Source organism: Actinoplanes sp. CA-030573 (genome assembly GCF_050951115.1).
Lineage (GTDB): Bacteria > Actinomycetota > Actinomycetes > Mycobacteriales > Micromonosporaceae > Actinoplanes.
Genome location: NZ_CP192038.1, coordinates 8,547,926 through 8,568,019, shown reverse-complemented (window position 1 = coordinate 8,568,019; position 20,094 = coordinate 8,547,926). Strand labels below are relative to the sequence as shown.

Genomic DNA, 20,094 nt, shown 5'->3' with positions numbered 1-20,094 from the left:
TTGATGACGAGCGAAAGGTCGAGCCCGATGACGCAGCGTGGTCGCGCCGGTGCCCGGCCTGGCAGCCGGCCCGGTGCCCGCCGATCCCGGGACGAGGAGTCCGTTCCGGCCGCGCCCCGCATCGATCTGGCGGCGGCTCGCGGCCGGGTGCGCGCGGTGATCGAGCCGGTGATCGAGCGGGCCGGCTACGACCTCGAGGACGTCAGCATCTCCCGGGCCGGTCGCCGGCACGTGGTGCGCGTCCTGGTCGACACCGACGGGGGAATCAATCTGGACGACGTCGCCGTCGTCTCGCGGGAGATCTCGGCGGCGCTCGACGAGGCCGACGAGCGCGGCGGCGAGGTGCTGGCCGGGGAGTACCAGCTCGAGGTCGGCTCGCCCGGCGTCGACCGGCCGCTGACCCAGCCGCGGCACTGGCGGCGCAACCGCGGCCGGCTGGTCGCGGTCAACGGCCTGACCGGCCGGGTGGTGGACGTCGACGAGACGGGCGTGGTGCTCGACGTCGACGGCGTGCCGCGAGCGATCCCCTTCGCCGAGCTCGGGGCCGGCAAGGTGCAGATCGAGTTCAAGCGCATGGACGAGGCCGACTTCGGCGACGAAGACGACGTAGACGACGAAGAGGATGGGGAGGGCGAGGAGTGAACATCGACCTCGCGGCGCTGCGCGCACTGGAGCGCGAGCGGGAGATCCCGTTCGACACGATCCTCGCGGCCATCGAGACCGCGCTGCTGACCGCCTACCGGCACACCGAGGGCGCGCAGGGCCACGCCCGCGTCGAGATCGACCGCAAGACCGGCGTGGCGTCGGTGCTCGCCCAGGAGCTCGACGCGGACGGCACCGTCGTCCGGGAGTGGGACGACACCCCGCACGACTTCGGCCGCATCGCGGCCATGACCGCCAAGCAGGTGATCCTGCAGCGCCTCCGCGAGGCCACCGACGAGCAGCACTTCGGTGAGTACGCGGGACGCGACGGCGACCTCATCACCGGCATCGTGCAGGCCGACGCGGCCCGCGCCGAGAAGGGCATCGTGACGGTCGACCTCGGCAAGATCGAGGCGGTCCTCCCGCAGTCCGAGCAGGTGCCCGGCGAGACCTACGAACACGGCGCCCGCATCCGGGCCATCGTGGTGCACGTGGCCAAGGGCTTCCGCGGCCCGCAGGTGACCCTCTCCCGGTCGCACCCGGCCCTGGTCAAGAAGCTGTTCGCGCTCGAGGTGCCGGAGATCGCCGACGGCACCGTGGAGATCGCCGCGATCGCACGTGAGGCAGGTCACCGTACCAAGATCGCGGTGCATTCGACCGTTCCCGGCGTGAACGCGAAGGGCGCGTGCATCGGCCCGATGGGCCAGCGCGTCCGGGCCGTGATGAGCGAGCTGCACGGCGAGAAGATCGACATCATCGACTGGTCGGACGATCCGGCCACGTTCGTCGGCAACGCCCTCTCGCCGGCGAAGGCCCTGCGTGTGGAGGTCGTGGACGCGGCCACCCGGACGGCCCGGGTCACCGTGCCCGACTTTCAGCTCTCGCTGGCCATCGGCCGGGAGGGGCAGAACGCACGGCTGGCCGCCCGGCTCACCGGGTGGCGCATCGACATCCGGCCGGACAATGAGCCGGCCAACGTCTCGGACCGTGATGCGGCCGAGGCCGGAAGCTGACCGGATACGCGGCGCGGCCGACCGAGGGGTAGACTTTTCCACGGTCGGCCCGACACGTACCTGTGTCGGTTGCCGCAAGCGCGCGCCGGCCACCGAGTTGATCCGGTTCGTCTTGGCCGGCAGCGGTGATGATCTCCGCTTGCAGGCCGACCCGAGCCGCCGATTGCCGGGCCGGGGGGCACATCTGCATCCCGATCCGGCTTGCTTCGCGCTGGCGGAGCGGCGCCGCGCCTTCGGGCGGGCGTTGCGATTCACCGGTGTTGCTGACACCGGTCCGCTTGCCGAGCACATCCGTTCGGTCTCCGAGCCGCACGGAACCACTGATGATCCGGCGCTGCCGCCGGATCACGACCCAGCAAGGTAGGACGACCCAGATGAGCACACGATGAAGTCCCTGAAATGAACAGGCTTCTAGTGCACGAGTGAGGTCGTTGCGGGTGCGCTCGCACGACCTCGAAGTGAGGAGTGCAGTGCCAGGTAAGGCCCGCGTACACGAGCTCGCGAAAGAGCTCGGGGTCGACAGCAAGACCGTTCTCGCCAAGCTCAAGGAGATGGGCGAGTTCGTCAAATCCGCATCCAGCACGGTCGAGGCCCCGGTGGCCCGGCGGCTGCGTGGCGCCCTCGAGGCCGGTTCCGCCCCCGTGGCGGCCCCTGCCCCGTCCGCGTCGAGCGCCCCCGCGCCCGCGGCGTCCCGGCCGGCCCCGCCCACCAACGCGCGGCCGCAGCCGCCGCGCCGGCCCGCCGCACCGGCCGGGGGTGCGCCCAGCGCGCCCACGTCCCCGGCGCCGTCGCCCGGCTCGTTCGCGCGTCCCAAGCCGCCGGCCGGCCGCCCGGGCCCCACGCCCGGTCCGGTCGCCAAGCCGGCGAGCGCCCACGACATCGAGGTCGCGGCGGCCGAGGCGCGTGCCTCGGCGCTCAAGGCCGAGCAGGAGGCCGCGGTCAAGGCCGCTCAGGCCGCCCGCACCCGGGATGCCGAGCGTCGTGCCCAGCAGCCGCCGGCCGAGAGCCGCCCGAGCGGCCCGCGTCCGGGCCCCGGCTCGGTCCCGCCGCGTCCGGGCTCCCCGGCCGCCGGTGGCCGTCCGGCCGCTCCCGGCGCTCCGGGCGGTCCGCGTCCCGGCCCCGCCGGTGGCACCCCGCGCCCGCCGGCGCGCGGCCCCGGCAACAACCCGTTCGGCGTCTCCGGTGGTGGGTCCGCGCGGCCCACGCCGTCGGCGATGCCGCGTCCCAACCAGCCCGGCATGCCGCCGCGGCCGAGCCCGGCGTCGATGCCGCCGCGGCCCAGCCCCGCGTCCATGCCCTCGCAGCGTCCGGGTCGCCCGGGCCCCGGTGGCGGCGGCGGTGGCGCCGGTCGTCCCGGCGGTCCCGGCGGCGGCCGCGGCGGCCCCGGTGGCGGCGGCGGTGGCTTCCGTCCCGGTGGCGGTGGCGGCGGTGGCGGCGGCTTCCGCGGTGGCGGTGGCCCCGGCGGTGGCGGCGGTGGCGGTGGCTACCGCGGCGGTCTCGGTGGCGGTGGCGGTGGCGGTGGCTACCGCGGCGGCCCCGGTGGCGGTGGCGGCGGTCCGGTCGGCGCCGGCGCTCCGGGTCGTCCCGGTGGCGGCGGTCGTGGCCGTGGCGGCGGCGCCGCGGGTGCCTTCGGGCGTCCGGGTGGCCGGCCGACCCGTGGCCGCAAGTCGAAGAAGCAGCGGCGTCAAGAGTTCGACAACCTGTCGGCTCCGGCCATGAGCTCGGGCGCGCCCCGCGGCAACGGCCAGGAGATCAGGCTGTCCCGTGGCGCGTCGCTCTCCGACTTCGCCGACAAGATCAACGCGAATCCCGGCTCGCTGGTCCAGGAGATGTTCAACCTGGGCGAGATGGTGACGGCGACGCAGTCGTGCTCCGACGACACGCTGCTGCTGCTCGGCGAGCACCTGGGCTTCGACGTGCAGATCGTCAGCCCCGAGGACGAGGACCGTGCGCTGCTCGCGCAGTTCAACATCGACCTCGACGCCGAGGTGGCCGAGGACCGGCTGGTCACTCGTCCGCCGGTGGTGACCGTCATGGGTCACGTCGACCACGGTAAGACGAAGCTGCTCGATGCGATCCGCAAGACCAACGTGGTCGCCGGCGAGGCGGGTGGCATCACCCAGCACATCGGCGCCTACCAGGTCAAGTACGACCACAACGGCGAGGAGCGGGCGATCACCTTCCTCGACACCCCGGGTCACGAGGCGTTCACCGCCATGCGTGCCCGTGGTGCCCAGGTGACCGACATCGTCATCCTGGTCGTGGCCGCCGACGACGGCGTGATGCCGCAGACGGTCGAGGCGTTGAACCACGCCAAGGCCGCCGAGGTGCCGATCGTGGTCGCGGTCAACAAGGTCGACAAGCCGGACGCCAACCCCGACAAGGTGCGTCAGCAGTTGACGGACTACGGCCTGCTCGCCGAGGAGTACGGCGGCGACACCATGTTCGTCAACGTGGCGGCCAAGCCCGGCATCGGCATCGACGACCTCCTCGAGGCCGTCCTGCTGACCGCCGACGCGTCGCTGGAGCTGACCGCTCCGATCGACGGGCCGGCGCAGGGTGTCGTGGTGGAGTCGCACCTGGACAAGGGCCGCGGCGCCGTCGCGACCGTCCTGGTGCAGAAGGGCACGCTCCGGGCCGGCGACTCGATCGTGGCGGGCGGCGCGCACGGCCGCGTCCGCGCCATGCTCGACGAGAACGGCAAGACGGTGGCCGAGGCCGAGCCGGCTCGTCCGGTCCTGGTCCTGGGTCTCACCTCGGTCCCGGGTGCGGGCGACACGTTCCTGGCGGCCGAGGACGACCGCACGGTGCGGCAGATCGCCGAGCAGCGGCAGGCCCGCCGTCGGGCGGCCAGCTTCGCGAACTCGCGGACCCGGGCGACCCTCGAGACGCTCATGGAGCAGCTCAAGGAGGGCGAGAAGACCTCGCTCACCCTGGTCATCAAGGGCGACTCGTCCGGTTCGGTCGAGGCCCTCGAGGACGCGCTGTTCAAGATCGAGATTCCGGACGAGATCCAGCTCAAGGTCATCCACCGCGGCGTCGGTGCGATCACCGAGAGCGACGTGAACCTGGCGTCGGCGTCCTCGGACTCGACCGCCACGATCATCGGCTTCAACGTCCGCGCCTCGAACAAGGTCAAGGACATGGCTGACCGGGCGAACGTGGAGATCCGCTACTACAGCGTGATCTACCAGGCCATCGAGGAGATCGAGGCCGCGCTCAAGGGCCTGCTCAAGCCGGAGTACGAGGAGGTCGAGCTGGGCACCGCGGAGATCCGCGAGGTCTTCCGCTCGTCCAAGATCGGTCTCATCGCCGGCTGTCTGGTCCGTACCGGTCTCATCCGCCGCAACGCCAAGGCCCGCGTCCTGCGGGACGGCGTCGTGGTGGCCGAGAACGTCACGATCAGCTCGCTGCGCCGGTTCAAGGACGACGCCACCGAGGTCCGCGAGGGCTTCGAGTGTGGTCTGACGATGACCGGTTTCGGCACCCCGCAGGTCGGCGACGTGATCGAGACCTTCGAGATGCGCGAGAAGCCGCGCGCGTAAGTGTTCGATGATGCGACCCCCGGCGCTTCGGTGCCGGGGGTCGTTTCGCTAGAAAGGCATCATGTCCCGGTACGCCCTGCTGCTCGCTCCCTCCGCCAATCGCGTCTACGCCGATCAGGCCGGGCGTCTCGCCCGCGCCGAGCTCGCCGCCTTCGGCGCGGTCTTGTCGTCCGACATCTCGGACATCGATGCGCTGCTCCTCGGGGGCGTGGAGTACCTGACGTTCACCGCCTCGCTCTCCCCGCGGGACATTTCGTACCTGTCGAACCTGTCGTCGGCCTACGCGCTGTTCGAGCGGGTCGACGAGCTGTTGAAGCCGCTCACGCTGACGCCGCTGGCGCGCTACGACAGCGACCTGATCACGATCCCGAAGTACGCCGGCAAGACCAACGAGCAGTTCACCAAGCTCGTCCTCAACCTCACGCTGCTGGCCTCGGCGTCGGCCGGGCGGATGCTCGACGGCGGCCTCACCGTGCTCGACCCGCTGTGCGGCCGGGGCACCACGCTTAACCAGGCGCTGATGTACGGCTACGACGCGATCGGGATCGAGGTCGACGGGAAGGACGTCGAGGCGTACAAGCTGTTCCTGCAGACCTGGCTCAAGCGCAAGCGGCTCAAGCACACCGCCGACCTGGTGCCGGTACGGCGTCAGGGGCGGCGCGCGGCCCGGCGGCTCGAGGTGACGATGGCCGCCAGCAAGGACGACCACAAGGCCGGCGCCATCCAGAAGGTGACCGTGCTCCAGGCCGACACCACGCAGCTCGACGGCCTGCTCCGGGGCGGGGTCGCCGACGTGTTGGTGGCCGATCTCCCGTACGGGATCGCCCATGGCAGTTATGACGATCAGGGTGGGCTCTCCCGCAGCCCGCTCGACCTGCTCGAGCGCGCGGTGCCGCATTGGCTGCCGCTGGTGCGCCCGGGCGGCGCCCTCGGCCTGTCCTGGAACACCAAGGTCGCCCGGCGCGAGCTCGCCGAGGACATCCTGCTCGCGAACGGCCTGGAGATCGTCCGGCACGAGCCGCTCGCGCACCGGGTCGACCAGGGCATCGAGCGGGACGTGCTCATCGCCCGAAAAGTCGGCTGAAAAACGTCGTACCCAGGCGGTACGGTGCTCGCGATGTTTACCGAGACCGCAGTGTTCGACCTACTGCTGCCCGGCGACTCCCGTTCGCTCAAGCAGAAGCGCTCCTACGTTCGCCCGATCATCGCGATGCTGAAGAAGTTCGAGGTCAGCGTCGCCGAGGTCGGCATGCACGACCTGCACGGCCGCGCTCAGATCGGCGTGGCCGTGGTCGCGTCCGAGGCCGCCCAGGCGCGCGCCGTGATCGACACGTGCGAGAACCAGGTGGCCGGCCGTCCCGAGATCGACCTCCTGTCGGTCAAGAGGCGGCTCTACGGCGACGACGATTAGCGCCGTTGCCAGGACGTTCGTCGGCAACGGGTCGTGGGTAGGCTTCAGCAGTTGGGCGGGGGCAGTTCGGACCCGCGGATCACAGTCGGAGGTGGGCGATATGTCAGACCCGGCCAAGACGCGTCGGCATGCGGAGCGCGTCAGGGAACTGGTGGCGTCGCTGGTGCGTGAGATCAAGGACCCCCGGCTCGGCATGGTGACGATCACGGATGCCCGGATCACCGGCGATCTGCGGGAGGCCACCGTCTACTACACGGTCCTGGGCGACCCGACCGAGCAGGCGGCGACCAAGGCGGCGCTCGAGAGCGCCAAGGGCATGCTGCGCAGCCGGGTCGGCCACGCCCTCGGCCTGCGGCACTCGCCGAGCCTCGCGTTCGTGCTCGACAACGTGCAGGACCAGGCCAAGGAGATCGACCACCTGCTCGCCGAGGCCCGCCTGCGCGACGAGGAGGTCCAGCGCCTGGCCGCCGGCAAGCAGTACGCGGGCGACCCCGACCCCTACAAGTCCGAGGACGACGAGGACGACGAGGAGACCCAGCGGGTCGGCGCACGCGAGGATCTCGGGTGACGACTGCCTCGGGCGGGCCCGGGGGAGTGACCGGCGAGGAGTGGTCCGCGGCCGTCGAGGCGGTCCGCGGGCTCGCTCCCGGCGCGGACGGCGACGAGGTCCAGCTGATCTGCCACGTGAACCCGGACGGGGACGCGCTGGGCAGCATGCTGGGCTTCGCGCTCGCGCTGCGGAAGTCGGGCATCACGCGTCTGCGGGCGACCTTTCCGGGCGAGTTCGAGCTCCCGGTTCCTTACCAGTCTCTCCCCGGCGTCGACCTGCTCGTGCCGGAATCCGGCGCATTCGAGGCGCCGAAGGCGGTCATCACGTTCGACGTGGCGGCCGAGTCCCGGCTGGGCGGGCTGGTGCGGCTGCTGGACGCGCCGTGTGTGATCGTGGTCGACCACCACGCGTCCAACACGCGCTTCGGCCGGCTCAACCTGGTCGACCCGCGCGCCGCGGCGACGTCGGTGGTCGTCGAGGGGCTGCTCACGCGACTCGACGTGCCGCTGGACGCGGAGATCGCGGAATGCCTGTACGTCGCGCTCGCCACCGACACCGGCTCCTTCAAGTTCGACATGACCACGCCCGAGGTGCACGAGCTGGCCGCCCGCCTGATCGCAACCGGCATCAGCCCCGGCGACATCTCCCGGCGCATCTTCGACACCCGCCCCTTCGGCGCCATGAAGCTGGCCGGCGACGTGCTGGGCCGCGCGGCGCTCGACCCCGCGGCGGCGGCCGGCCACGGCATGGTGTGGACCTACGCCACGCTCGACGACCTGCGGCGGTACGGGCAGCGGCCGTACGTGCTCGACAGCTTGATCGACCCGATCCGCAGCGTGGCCGAGGCCGACGTGGCGGTGGTGGTGAAGCAGACCGGCGACGACGAGTGGGCGGTGTCGCTGCGCAGCAAGGGCGCGGTCGACGTGAGCGCGGTGGCGGTCGCCCTCGGCGGCGGCGGGCACCGGTTCGCGGCGGGCTTCACCGGCCACGGCACGCCCGGCGACGTGGTCACCGCGGTGCGAGCCCGGCTTGAGGACCACCTGCTCTGACGCGTGCGGGGCGGGTTACGCGGTTGCGACGCACCAGCCGAACGGGTCGAGCGTGACCCGGCCGGAGCCGGCCTCGATGGTGGCGGCGCCGGCCTCGACCCGCCAGGACGAGGGCGGCAGCTCGGCGGAGGCCGGGGACGCGCCGAAGTTGAGGACGGCCGCCACGCGCTCGCCGTCCGGGCCGGTCAGCGAGTAGCTAAGCACGCCGTTGCCGAGGCTGTGCACCTCCGTCGTCGCACGGACCAGCCAGGCGTGGCGACGGCGCACGCCGATCAGGGTCTGGTGCAGCCGCTGCGTCTCGATGCCGTCGTCGCCGAGCTCGGCGGGAGTGGCCGGGAACCGCGGGCGGATCGCGTCGTCGCCGCCCTCGCGTTCCTCCTTGACGCCGCGCCAGGCGCGCTCGTCGCCGTAGTAGACCGTGGGAACGCCGCCCACCGTGAACAGCACCGCCAGGGCGTGCGGCAGGTGCCGGGGGTCGTCGAGGCGGCTCGCGATGCGGGTCACGTCGTGGTTGCCGACGAACGTCTGCGGCGCGAACGTCGCCAGCAGCTCGTCGTGCCGGCCCAGCGCCCAGGCGAGCTCGTGCGGATTCGCGTCGTTCAGCGAGCTCCAGATCGCCTTCCACAGCTCGTACTGCGTGACCGAGTCGAGCCCGCCCTCGGTGATGTACGACCGGTAGTCCCCGTGAATCACCTCGCCCAAGATCCACACATCGGGGTGTTTGTCCCGTACGCGCGAAAGGACGTTCTTCCAGAACGGAAGCGGCACCGCATAGGCCGCGTCGAGACGCCAGCCCGCGACGCCGCGATCGAGCCAGTGCCCGAGCACCGCGGTGACGTGATCGGCGACGGCCGGCGACTCGTGGTTGAGCGCGACCAGCCGCTCGTGCCCCTCGAAGGTGCGGAAGCCGTCGCCCTCGGGCACGAACCAGTCGGCGAACGCGGAGCTCGGCCCCCGGCGCTGCACGTCGGCGAAGGCGGCGAACCCACGGCCGACGTGATTGAAAACCCCATCGAGCAGCACCCGTACGCCCTTGGCCGCGGCCCGCTCGATCAGTTCGGCGAGATCGTCCTCCGTGCCCAGCCGCGGATCGACCCGGAAGTGGTCGATCGTGTCGTAGCCGTGCGACTCGGAGGCGAAGATCGGCCCCAGCGCCAGGCCGTTGCACCCCAGCTCGAGCAGGTGGTCCAGCCAGTCGGCGAGGGCCGGCAGGCGATGGCGCACCGGCTCGCCCGGCGGCAGCGCCGTGCGCTCGGCGCCGAGGAAGCCGAGCGGATAGACATGCCACCAGATGGCGTGATCGGACCAGCGCATCTCGCCTTTCTAGCCCGCCATCCCGGTGGCCACTCGGCGGCGGAACTCACCCGATCGGGTGGACGGACGGTGTTTTCGCAGGTCGTGAACGGTTTTTGGGCATCCCGTGCGGTCGCCGGGCCGGCCTCGTTCGTCTCGCTGGGTGGGAACCACGCCTCGTCCGTTGGAACTGAACGATAGTTTGGTCCTTAACGGTGATTTGGTTTTGCGCGGCCGTGACCACCAGCCGCCGCGAAGCCTCGAGCCACCCGGGTCCACCGACTCGGGCCGCGTCACCCCGCGCCATGCGTCCGGCGACCCCGGACCGGCCCCGTGACGCCCCGCTCGACCGATCTCGGGCGCGTGCCGCCGAGCCGCGCCCCACCCACCGTGGAGGAACCACGATCATGGCTGCCAAGCCGAAGCCCCCGGCCACCGACGAAGCCCGCGAGCAGGCGCGCCGCGCCCTGCAGACGTCGCTGGACACGCGCCAGTGAGCCGGTAAGCACTCAAGTCATTTGCGATCCTTACGGCCCGGCGGGCATCATGGGTAGCCATGAGCCCGCCTGCCCGGCCGTCCCCGTCCCGGTCCGCCCCCGCCTCCGAGCCGCGGTCCGCTGATTTCGAGGCCGCTCCCGGCTCCGGGCCCGCTCCGGCCACCGAGGCCGGCGGCTCCGCGATCGCTCCGGCCACCGGACCCGGCGGCTCTGGGTCCACCAAGCCGGTCACGGCCCGGGGCATCGCTCGCCTGGCCGTCCCGGCACTCGTGGTGCTGGCCGCCGAGCCCCTCTACGTCCTGGTCGACACCGCCGTCGTCGGGCATCTCGGGCGTGTGCCACTCGCCGCCGTCGCCGTCAGCGGAACCGTCATGTCGATGGCCGCCTGGCTCGGCACGCTCATGGCCTACGGCACCACCAGCCGGGCCGCGCGCCGGTTCGGGTCCGGCGACCGGGCGGCCGCGGTGGCCGAGGGCGTGCAGACGTCATGGCTCGCGCTGGCCGCCGGCGTACTGCTGGCTCTGCTCGCCCAAGCCGGCGCCGGACCGCTCGCGCACGTCCTCGCCGGCGATGCCGTCACCGCCGACGCCGCCGCCGGCTGGTTGCGCATCGCCGCGCTGGGCGTGCCCGGCCTGCTGCTCGCCGCCGCCGGCAACGGCTGGATGCGCGGCGTGCAGGAGACCCGGCGGCCGTTGCTCTTCGTGCTCGGCGCCAACGTGCTCTCCGCGATCCTGTGCCCGCTGCTCGTCTACCCCGCCGGGTGGGGCCTGACCGGCTCGGCCGTCGCCAACGTGGTCGCACAGACCGTGTCCGGCGGCTGCTTCCTGGTCGCCCTGATCCGCGAGACGACGGTGCTGCGTCCCCGCCCGCGGGTCATCCGGCAGCAGCTCGTGCTGGGTCGCGACCTGCTCATCCGGGGCGCGGCGTTCCAGGCGTGCTTCCTCTCGGCGACGGCCGTCGCGTCACGCTTCGGCGTGGCCGCCGTGGGGGCGCATCAGATCGCCCTGCAGTTGTGGTTCTTCAGCGCGCTGGTGCTGGACGCGGTGGCGATCGCGGCCCAGTCCCTGGTCGGTGCCGCGCTCGGCGGCGGGGACGGTCGCGCCGCCCGGGACGTCGCCCGGCGGGTGACCATCGCCGGCGGGGTCGCGGGGATCGGGTTCGCGGTGCTCGCGGCGGCCGGGGCCGGTGTGGTGCCGGGCTGGTTCACACCCGATCCGTCGGTTCACGCGCAGGCGGCGACCGTGTGGCCCTGGTTCGTCGGGCTGATGCCGTTCGCCGGGGTGGTGTATGCCCTGGACGGCGTGCTGATCGGGGCCGGGGACGTGCGCTACCTGCGCAACCTGACGCTCGCTTCGGCCCTGGCCGGGTTTCTGCCCGGGGTGTGGCTTGCCTATTGGCTCGACCTCGGCCTGGGCGGGGTCTGGGCCGGGCTCGGGTTGTTCATCCTGGTCCGGTTCGTGACGACCGTCTGGCGGTGGCGATCGGGAAAGTGGGCGGTGCTGGGGGCGGTGCGGGCGGCGTGATCGGACGGCACCCCTAGGGTGGGCGGGTGAGCGCAGACGGGCTGATCGTGGTGGACAAACCCGCGGGGATGACCTCGCACGACGTGGTCGCGCGGGTGCGGCGGCTGGCCAAGACCCGGCGGGTCGGGCACGGGGGCACACTCGATCCGATGGCCACCGGCGTGCTGATCGTCGGAGTCAACCGGGCCACCCGGCTGCTCACCTACGTGATCGGGTCGACCAAGAGCTATCGGGCCACGGTCCGGCTCGGGCAGTCGACGATCACGGACGACGCCGAGGGCGAGGTCACCGCCGTGGTCTCGGCGGCCGGTGTCACCGAGGAGGCGATCCGGGCGGGGCTGGCGGCCCAGCGCGGGGAGATCGATCAGGTACCGAGCGCGGTCAGTGCCATCAAGATCAATGGGGAGCGGGCCTACAAGCGGGTCCGGGACGGCGAGACGGTGGAGCTGCCGGCCCGGCGGGTGACGATCTCGCGGCTCGACGTGCTCGGCATCCGGAAGGCGGGGGAGGTCGTCGACGTGGACATCGACGTGGACTGCTCGTCGGGGACCTACATCCGGGCCATCGCGCGAGACCTCGGTGCGGCGCTCGGCGTGGGCGGGCATCTGACGGCATTGCGGCGTACGGCGGTGGGCCGCATGACGCTCGACGAGGCGCTGACCCTCGAGGAGCTCGAGGCGCGCGCGCCCGATGTGGTGGGGCTGTCGATGACCGAGGCGGCGCGCCAGGCGTTCCCGCCGCGGGCGGCGACGCCCGAGGAGGCGAAGGTGCTCAGCCACGGCGGACCGCTCGCGCCGGTGGGGATCGACGGCCCCTACGCGGTGTTCGGCCCGGACGGTGAGGTGCTGGCCATCGTCTCCGAGCGCGACGGCCGGGCCCGGGCCGAGATCGTGCTCGCTCCCGCCTGAGAGTCGTGCTCGCTCCCGCCTGAGAGTCAAGCGAGATGGCGAGCCACCGTCGCTACCAGATCCGCGGCGGCGTACGGCTTGTCCAGGAAGTCGTCGCAGCCGGCCTCGATCGCGGCGGCCCGGTCGGCGGGCAGCACGCTCGCGGTCACGGCGACGACGGTCGGGCGCGGGGAGACCGTCGACAGCTCCCGGGCCAGGGTCAGGCCGTTGCCGTCCGGCAGGTTCATGTCGAGCAGGACCAGGTCGATCGCGTCGGCGGACAGGCGGTCGCGCGCGGCGGCCAGGCTGGTCGCGTCCAGCACCTCCGCCTCGCGCACCGCCGGATCCGCGGCCCGCGACAGCACCGCCTTGACCAGGGTCCGGTTCAGTTCCTCGTCCTCGACCAGCAGAATCTTGCTCAACGTGTGCTCCTTCAGCCGGTCGTGCGGGCGGGGCGCCGGGCCTGCGCGCCGGGGTGGGTCTCGCTCGGCAGGTCAAGATCAAGGGCGGCCGGCAGCCGTACGGTGAAGGTGCTGCCCGTGCCGAGCTCCGACTCCACGGTGATCTCGCCACCGTGCGCCTCGACCAGGCGCTTGGTCAGGGCCAGGCCCAGTCCGGTGCCGGCCCGTTGCCGGTCGGGGTCGCCGACCTGCTGGAACTCCTCGAAGACGCGGCCCAGATCGGCCTGGGTCATGCCTACCCCGGTGTCGGCCACCGACACGTACACGTCGTCCCCGGATTGCCGGACCGCGACCGTGACCGCACCGCCGGGCTCGGTGAACTTGATCGCGTTGGAGAGCAGGTTCTCCACGATCTGCCGGAAACGCACCCGGTCGGCCATGGCCGACACCTCGGGCAGGTCCGTGCGCACCGCGATCTGCTTGGTGCTGAACAGCGGGGCCAGGCCGGTCAGCAGCTCGGCCACCGCGATGTCGACGCGCAGGGGCGCCGGGCGCAGCTCGAGCCGGCCGGCCTCGACCTTGGCCAGGTCGAGGATGTCGTTGATCAGGCCCAGCAGGTGCCGGCCGCTGGTGTGGATGTGCTCGACCCATTCGGCCGGCACCAGGCGGCGGTCGCCGGACGGCTCCTCGACGCGCATCAGGTCGCTGAACCCGATGATCGCGTTGAGCGGCGTCCGCAGCTCGTGGCTCATGTTCGCCAGGAACGCGCTCTTGGCCTGGTTGGCCGCGGTCAGGGCGGCGACCGACGCGTTCAGCGTCTCGGCCAGCGCCTGGCGCTCGGCGAGAATGCCGGCCTGGCCGCCGAGCGACGCGAGCAGGCGCAGGTCGTCGTCGTGGAACAGGGAGCGGTGCCGGTTGAACAGCAGCACCGCGCCCTCGATGTCGGGCGGCACCGGCATGCCGAGCACGGTGACGAAGTCCTCGCCGAGCTCGTCGCCGTAGTGGGCGACCAGCGCCGGCATGCCCTCGCGGAGGCGGGCCGGCCGGTCGCGGCGGATCAGCGCGGTGAGGTCCTCGGCGTCGAGCGACGGGTGAGCCGGCACCGGCGGGCCGGCGAACGCGGTCTGCGCCAGCTGCCCGTCGCTGAGGGGCATCAGCACGGCCACCGCGTCGGCGCCGGTCTGCTCCCGCATGATCTCGGCGTACACCTGCCAGACCTGGGCCGACGACTCGGCCGGCTCGCGCAGCAGGCGCTCGGTGACGCTGTGCGCGGCGCTGGCCGAGAACACCCGGCGCAGCCAGCGCGGCGGCAGGAACGCGACCAGGTAGCCGAGGCCGCTGGTCAGAGCCAGGACCCGGCTCGCGGCGAGCAGCGCGGGACTGCCGTAGAAGCTGGCCAGCCCGATCAGAAACGCCATGAAGGCGAACGCGAGGGTGGCGGCGGCCGCGATCATCAGGCGGGCCCGGTTGGCGCCGGCCCGCCCGCGGGCCTTGCCGTAGAGCAGCGCGGCCGGGACGGCCTCGCTCAAGGCGAAGCCGATCACGATGAGGAGCAGCGCGCGAGAGTCGAGCGGGCGCGGTTCCATGATCATGGGGACGGCGAGGGCCACGTACGCGCAGAAGATCAGCCGGTCGAGCCAGCGCGGCACCCGCCGCAGCCGCTCGGCCAGCCGGACGGTCAGGTACGGCTGGGCGAGCAGCACCGTGGTCGAGGCGATCGAGACCCAGTCCGGCATCGGAACGTCGAGCCAGCGCGCGATGTCCACGCAGAAGACCACGGTGCAGGGGAGGAAGACGAGGGTCACGTTGCCCTGGAGAGAATCGCGACGCCTGAGGTAGCCGCCGAGCGCACGCAGGAACAGCACCGCGAACGTGAACTCCGCTGCGAGCAGGACGAGGGCACTCCACTCGATGCGCATACCGGCACCAATCGTAGCGTTTCGGGCGCTGAGTGAGACCGATACGCTGTGGCGCGGGACGTTCGGTACAAGGGGGCAGTCATGCAGCGGTGGCGGGGCTACGAGGGGGTGCCCGGCGGCTGGGGCCGGTCGGTGGTGACGATCGGCGTCTTCGACGGCGTGCACCGCGGCCACCAGGCGATCATCGGGCATGCCGTGAAGCGTGCCCGCGACCTCGGTCTGCAGTCCGTGGTGATGACGTTCGACCCGCACCCCGCCGAGGTGGTACGCCCGGGGTCGCACCCGGCCGTGCTGACCGAGCCGGTCCGCAAGGCCGAGCTGATCGAGCAGCTGGGGGTCGACGCCCTGTGCGTGGTGCCGTTCACCCCGGCCTTCTCCCAGCTGTCGCCCGAGGCGTTCGTCCACGACGTGCTGGTCGAGGCCCTGCACGCGGCGGTCGTGGTGGTCGGCGACAACTTCCGCTTCGGCCACCGGGCTGCGGGCGACGTGCCGTTGCTCGAGCGGCTGGGCCGGTCGTTCGGCTTCACGGTCGAGGACGCTCCCCTGGTGTCCGCCGACGGCGTGGTCTTCTCCTCGACGTACATCCGCAGCTGTGTCGACGCCGGGGATGTCCGCGCCGCCGCCGCCGCGCTCGGCCGGCCCCACCGCCTGGGTGGCGTGGTCGTCCGCGGTGACCAGCGCGGGCGCGAGATCGGCTTCCCGACCGCCAACCTGATGGTGCATCGCTACGCGGCGGTGCCGGCCGACGGGGTGTACGCGGCCTGGCTGATCCGCGGCGGCGAGCACGCCGGCCGGCTGCCGGCCAGCGTGTCGATCGGCACCAACCCGACCTTCAGCGGCCGGGAGCGCCGGGTCGAGGCGTACGTGCTCGACTTCGCGGGCGACCTCTACGGCGAGCGGGTGAGCCTCGACTTCGCCGCCCACCTGCGGGAACAGCGCGTCTACGACGGCATCGAGCCGCTCGTCGCGCAGATCCGCGAGGACGTGGAAGAGACCCGCGCGCTGCTTCGTTGACCCCCTGGTAGGGTTGACACGACCGTGGGCTACCCCCACGACCGGTTCCGCGTGCCTGCCCGACGCCGCGGGTGCGGAATCCGTTGATCACCGGCAACACAGAATTTCGGAGAACATGGCGCTCGATCAAGAGACCAAGACCAAGATCATCGACGAGTACAAGGCGCAGGACGGCGACACCGGATCCCCCGAGGTCCAGGTCGCGATGCTGACCAAGCGGATCGCCGACCTGACCGAGCACCTGAAGGTGCACAAGCACGACCACCACAGCCGTCGTGGTCTGCTGCTGCTGGTCGGCCGCCGCCGCCGCCTGCTCAACTACGTGCAGAAGAAGGACATCCAGCGCTACCGGTCGCTCATCGAGCGGCTCGGCCTGCGCCGATGACGTGAAGGGGAGCCGCCTGACCGGGCGGCTCCCCTTTGAACAACCCACGGACCCGCGCGGTTGCAGGCAAGCGCAGACACCGGTCCTCGGTAGTGGTTCCCAGGCAGACTTCCTGGGCACTTCGATCGAAGACCGGCAGCCTGAACACCGCGTAGCAGACCGCCGGGTCCTCGACGAAGGAGTACCGCAACAACATGACAGAGCAGAACGCTCTCGGGACCGAGTCCCGCACCGCGATCATCGACAACGGTGCCTTCGGCACCCGCGAGGTCACTTTCTCGACCGGCCGCCTCGCCAAGCAGGCCGCCGGCTCGGTGGTCGTCCAGCTCGGCGAGACCGTCGTCCTCTCCGCGACCACCGCGAGCAAGCAGCCGAAGGAGCACTTCGACTTCTTCCCGCTCACGGTCGACGTCGAGGAGCGGATGTACGCGGCCGGCCGCATCCCCGGCTCGTTCTTCCGCCGCGAGGGCCGGCCCAGCGAGGACGCGATCCTCACCTGCCGCCTGATCGACCGGCCGCTGCGCCCGTCGTTCACCAAGGGCCTGCGCAACGAGGTCCAGGTCGTCGAGACCGTCCTCGCGCTCGACCCGGCCCACCCGTACGACGTGGTCGCCATGAACGGCGCCTCGCTCTCGACCAAGCTCTCCGGCCTGCCGTTCTCGGGCCCGATCGGCTCGACCCGGGTCGCGCACATCGACGGCCAGTGGGTCGCCTTCCCGACCATCGAGGAGCTCGAGCGGGCCACCTTCGACATGGTGGTCGCCGGCCGCGTGCTCGCCGACGGTGACGTCGCGATCATGATGGTCGAGGCCGAGGCCACGCCGAACGCGGTCAAGCTGATCGCCGGCGGCGCCGCCGCGCCGACCGAGGAGATCGTCGCCGGTGGCCTCGAGGCCGCCAAGCCGGCCATCCGCGAGCTGTGCCGCGCACAGCAGGAGCTGGCCGACGTCGCGCAGAAGCCGGCCGTCGAGTTCCCGGTCTTCCTGGACTACCAGGACGACGTCTACTCGGCCGTCGCCGAGGCGGTGCGCGAGGAGACCGCCGAGGCCCTCAAGATCGCCGCCAAGCAGGAGCGCGAGGAGGCCCTCGACCTGGTCAAGGCCAAGGCGCACGAGCTGCTCGACGAGCGGTTCGAGGGCCGGGAGAAGGAGATCTCCGCCGCCTTCCGGTCGCTCACCAAGACCGAGGTGCGCCAGCGGGTGCTGCGCGAGCAGATCCGCATCGACGGCCGCGGGCCGCGCGACATCCGCCCGCTGTCGGCCCAGGTCGGCGTGCTGCCGCGGGTGCACGGCTCGGCGCTGTTCGAGCGGGGCGAGACCCAGATCCTGGGCGTCACCACGCTGAACATGCTGCGCATGGAGCAGGCGCTGGACACCCTCGCTCCGGAGAAGTCCAAGCGCTACATGCACAACTACAACTTCCCGCCGTACTCGACCGGTGAGACCGGCCGGGTGGGCTCGCCGAAGCGCCGCGAGATCGGTCACGGCGCGCTGGCCGAGCGGGCCCTGGTGCCGGTGCTGCCGTCGCGCGAGGAGTTCCCGTACGCGATCCGCCAGGTCTCCGAGGCGCTCGGCTCCAACGGCTCGACGTCGATGGGCTCGGTCTGCGCCTCGACCCTGTCGCTGCTGAGCGCCGGTGTGCCGCTGAAGGCGCCGGTCGCCGGTATAGCGATGGGCCTGATCTCGGACGAGGTCGACGGCAAGACGCAGTACGTGGCGCTCACCGACATCCTCGGCGCCGAGGACGCGTTCGGCGACATGGACTTCAAGGTCGCCGGCACCAGCGAGTTCGTCACCGCGCTGCAGCTCGACACCAAGCTCGACGGCATCCCGTCCGACGTGCTGGCCGGCGCGCTGCAGCAGGCCCACGACGCCCGCACCACGATCCTCGAGGTGATGGCGGCCGCGATCGACGCCCCGGCGTCGATGAGCGACTACGCGCCGCGGGTCACCACCGTGAAGATCCCGGTCGACAAGATCGGCATGGTGATCGGTCCCAAGGGCCAGACGATCAACGCGATCCAGGACGAGACCGGCGCCGACATCTCGATCGAGGACGACGGCACGATCTACGTCGGCGCGACCAACGGCCCGTCGGCCGAGGCCGCGGTCGAGCGGATCAACGCGATCGCGAACCCGACGCTGCCCAAGGTCGGCGACAAGTTCCTCGGCACCGTGGTGAAGACGGCCGCGTTCGGCGCGTTCGTCTCGCTGCTGCCCGGCCGCGACGGCCTGCTGCACATCTCCAAGGTGGGCGACGGCAAGCGGGTCGAGCGGGTCGAGGACTTCCTGAACGTCGGCGACAAGGTCGAGGTGCAGATCGCGGACATCGACGCCCGCGGCAAGATCTACCTCGACAAGGTCCGCCCCGAGGGCGAGGAGGCCCCGGCCCCGGCCGAGGGTCAGGCCCGCGAGTCGCGGCCCCGCGAGGACCGTGGTCCCCGCGGTGACCGGGAGGGCGGCGACCAGCCGCGCCGGCGCCGGTCGCGTCCCAGCGGCGACCGCGGTGGCGACCGTGGTGGCGACCGTGGCGCCCCCCGCGAGTAATCACCGGTGACAGCGAGTTCGCGCGGGCCGGCCGGAAGGCCGGCCCGCGTCGTCACCCGGGCCCTCGGCGAGGGCGTGCGCCGCACGACCCTCCCGAGCGGCCTGCGCGTGATCACCGAGAACATCCCGGGCACGCGCAGCGCGTCGCTCGGCGTCTGGGTCGGCATCGGCTCGCGGGACGAGACGCCGGCCATGTCCGGCGCCTCGCACTTCCTCGAGCACCTGCTCTTCAAAGGCACCCACAAGCGCACGGCGCTGCAGATCTCGGCCGAGATCGAGGCGGTCGGCGGCGAGACCAACGCCTTCACCACGAAGGAATACACCTGCTACTACGCGCGGGTGCTCGACACCGACCTGCCGCTGGCGGTGGACGTGATCTGCGACGCGGTGGCCGACTCGGTCCTCGACCCGGCCGACGTCGAGATCGAGCGGGGCGTCATCCTCGAAGAGATCGCCATGCACGAGGACGAGCCCGGCGACGAGGTGCACGACGTCTTCACCGAGGCGATCTTCGGTAACCATCCGCTGGGCCGGCTCATCTCGGGGACCGAGGAATCCATCACCCCGATGACCCGCAACCAGATCAACGGCTTCTACAAGCGTCGCTACACGGCGCCGAACATCGTGATCGCGGCGGCCGGCAGCCTCGACCACGCCACCGTCGTGCGGCTGGTGCGCAAGGCACTGGCCGGCACCGCGCTGGACTCCGCCCCGGCCGACCCGGCCGCCCCGCGCGGCGGCAGCAAGCGGGTGCGTCACCAGAAGCCGCACACGGTCGTCCGCAACCGCGACACCGAGCAGGCGCACGTGGTGCTGGGCGGGGTCGGCATCGGCCGCCTCGACGAGCGGCGGTTCGCCCTCGGCGTGCTCAACAACGTGCTCGGCGGCGGCATGTCGAGCCGGCTCTTCCAGGAGATCCGGGAGAAGCGGGGGCTGGCCTACTCGGTCTACTCGTACGCGAGCCAGTACGCCGATGCCGGCCTGTTCGGCGTCTACGTCGGTTGCGCCCCGGGCAAGGTCGAGGAGGTTCTCGACCTCACCCGCACCGAGCTCGAACGGGTGTCCCGCACCGGGCTCACGGCCGAGGAGATCGCCCGCGGCAAGGGCATGGTCAAGGGCTCGTACGTGCTGGGGCTCGAGGACACCGGCTCGCGGATGAGCCGGCTGGCCAAGTCCGAGCTGCTGTACGGCGACCTGATGACCGTGGACGAGCTGCTCGGCCGGGTCGACGCGGTGAGCGCCGACGACATCGACGCGATCGCGGGCCAGCTGCTCGCCCAGCCGATGTCGCTGGCCGTCGTGGGCCCGTTCGACGAGGCGGCGTTCCCCGGGGCGTAGCCCCGCCCGTTAACCTTGGACCCCGTGACGACGCTGGAGACCCCGCCCGAGACGCCGCCGACGCCCGTCGTTGCCGACCTG

17 protein-coding genes are annotated in these 20,094 nt (G+C 72.0%); 14 read left to right on the top strand and 3 right to left on the bottom strand.

Annotation, left to right across the window (positions count from 1 at the left end):
* Positions 1-27: 27 nt before the first annotated feature.
* From rimP to ACQP2F_RS39495, 8 genes are all read left to right on the top strand, one after another.
* The gene (gene rimP / locus ACQP2F_RS39530) at positions 28-642 is read left to right on the top strand and encodes a ribosome maturation factor RimP (RefSeq protein WP_433296867.1); all 615 of its coding nucleotides are present in this window, start codon (positions 28-30) and stop codon (positions 640-642) included.
* The gene (gene nusA, locus ACQP2F_RS39525; protein WP_433296865.1) at positions 639-1,655 is read left to right on the top strand and encodes a transcription termination factor NusA; all 1,017 of its coding nucleotides are present in this window, start codon (positions 639-641) and stop codon (positions 1,653-1,655) included. The genes rimP and nusA overlap by 4 nt, the downstream gene beginning before the upstream one ends.
* Positions 1,606-2,019 carry a YlxR family protein gene (locus tag ACQP2F_RS39520; RefSeq protein ID WP_433296863.1) on the top strand — a complete coding sequence of 138 codons (414 nt, stop codon included), beginning with the start codon at positions 1,606-1,608 and terminating at the stop codon, positions 2,017-2,019. Before nusA ends, ACQP2F_RS39520 begins: the two co-directional genes overlap by 50 nt.
* A gap of 106 nt (positions 2,020-2,125) precedes the next feature.
* Positions 2,126-5,200 carry a translation initiation factor IF-2 gene (infB, locus tag ACQP2F_RS39515; protein WP_433296861.1) on the top strand — a complete coding sequence of 1,025 codons (3,075 nt, stop codon included), beginning with the start codon at positions 2,126-2,128 and terminating at the stop codon, positions 5,198-5,200.
* A 61-nt stretch (positions 5,201-5,261) separates the two neighbouring features.
* The gene (locus tag ACQP2F_RS39510) at positions 5,262-6,284 is read left to right on the top strand and encodes a TRM11 family SAM-dependent methyltransferase (RefSeq protein ID WP_433296859.1); all 1,023 of its coding nucleotides are present in this window, start codon (positions 5,262-5,264) and stop codon (positions 6,282-6,284) included.
* Positions 6,285-6,317: 33 nt separating this feature from the next.
* Entirely contained in the window at positions 6,318-6,611 is a 294-nt protein-coding gene (locus ACQP2F_RS39505; RefSeq protein ID WP_433296857.1) for a DUF503 domain-containing protein, read from the top strand.
* 100 nt (positions 6,612-6,711) lie between these two features.
* Complete coding sequence (gene rbfA / locus ACQP2F_RS39500) at positions 6,712-7,179, top strand: 30S ribosome-binding factor RbfA (protein WP_433296855.1); 468 nt, start codon at positions 6,712-6,714, stop codon at positions 7,177-7,179.
* Positions 7,176-8,210: a DHH family phosphoesterase gene (locus tag ACQP2F_RS39495; protein ID WP_433296853.1), complete on the top strand. Its 1,035-nt coding sequence runs from the start codon at positions 7,176-7,178 to the stop codon at positions 8,208-8,210. Before rbfA ends, ACQP2F_RS39495 begins: the two co-directional genes overlap by 4 nt.
* A gap of 15 nt (positions 8,211-8,225) precedes the next feature.
* Here ACQP2F_RS39495 and ACQP2F_RS39490 read toward each other — a convergent pair whose 3' ends face one another.
* Positions 8,226-9,524 carry an alpha-amylase family protein gene (locus ACQP2F_RS39490; protein WP_433296851.1) on the bottom strand — a complete coding sequence of 433 codons (1,299 nt, stop codon included), beginning with the start codon at positions 9,522-9,524 and terminating at the stop codon, positions 8,226-8,228.
* Between the two features lie 535 nt (positions 9,525-10,059).
* Here ACQP2F_RS39490 and ACQP2F_RS39485 point away from each other — a divergent pair.
* Both ACQP2F_RS39485 and truB read left to right on the top strand, forming a co-directional pair.
* Positions 10,060-11,523: an MATE family efflux transporter gene (locus ACQP2F_RS39485; RefSeq protein ID WP_433296849.1), complete on the top strand. Its 1,464-nt coding sequence runs from the start codon at positions 10,060-10,062 to the stop codon at positions 11,521-11,523.
* Between the two features lie 68 nt (positions 11,524-11,591).
* The gene (truB, locus tag ACQP2F_RS39480) at positions 11,592-12,431 is read left to right on the top strand and encodes a tRNA pseudouridine(55) synthase TruB (RefSeq protein WP_433307784.1); all 840 of its coding nucleotides are present in this window, start codon (positions 11,592-11,594) and stop codon (positions 12,429-12,431) included.
* A gap of 26 nt (positions 12,432-12,457) precedes the next feature.
* On the opposite strand, the gene ACQP2F_RS39475 is transcribed toward truB, so the two are convergent.
* A complete protein-coding gene (locus tag ACQP2F_RS39475) occupies positions 12,458-12,832 on the bottom strand; it encodes a response regulator (protein WP_433296847.1) in 375 nt (124 codons plus the stop codon).
* A gap of 11 nt (positions 12,833-12,843) precedes the next feature.
* Entirely contained in the window at positions 12,844-14,730 is a 1,887-nt protein-coding gene (locus tag ACQP2F_RS39470; RefSeq protein ID WP_433296845.1) for a sensor histidine kinase, read from the bottom strand.
* An 81-nt stretch (positions 14,731-14,811) separates the two neighbouring features.
* Here ACQP2F_RS39470 and ACQP2F_RS39465 point away from each other — a divergent pair, with 81 nt between their 5' ends.
* The 4 genes from ACQP2F_RS39465 to ACQP2F_RS39450 all read left to right on the top strand — a co-directional run bounded on the left by ACQP2F_RS39465 (position 14,812) and on the right by ACQP2F_RS39450 (position 20,013).
* Positions 14,812-15,744, top strand: a complete 933-nt coding sequence (locus ACQP2F_RS39465; RefSeq protein ID WP_433296843.1) for a bifunctional riboflavin kinase/FAD synthetase — start codon at positions 14,812-14,814, stop codon at positions 15,742-15,744.
* A 115-nt stretch (positions 15,745-15,859) separates the two neighbouring features.
* A complete protein-coding gene (gene rpsO, locus ACQP2F_RS39460; protein WP_026206975.1) occupies positions 15,860-16,129 on the top strand; it encodes a 30S ribosomal protein S15 in 270 nt (89 codons plus the stop codon).
* Positions 16,130-16,323: 194 nt separating this feature from the next.
* A complete protein-coding gene (locus ACQP2F_RS39455; RefSeq protein ID WP_433296841.1) occupies positions 16,324-18,675 on the top strand; it encodes a polyribonucleotide nucleotidyltransferase in 2,352 nt (783 codons plus the stop codon).
* Positions 18,676-18,681: 6 nt separating this feature from the next.
* Complete coding sequence (locus tag ACQP2F_RS39450) at positions 18,682-20,013, top strand: M16 family metallopeptidase (protein ID WP_433296839.1); 1,332 nt, start codon at positions 18,682-18,684, stop codon at positions 20,011-20,013.
* Positions 20,014-20,094: the final 81 nt, after the last annotated feature.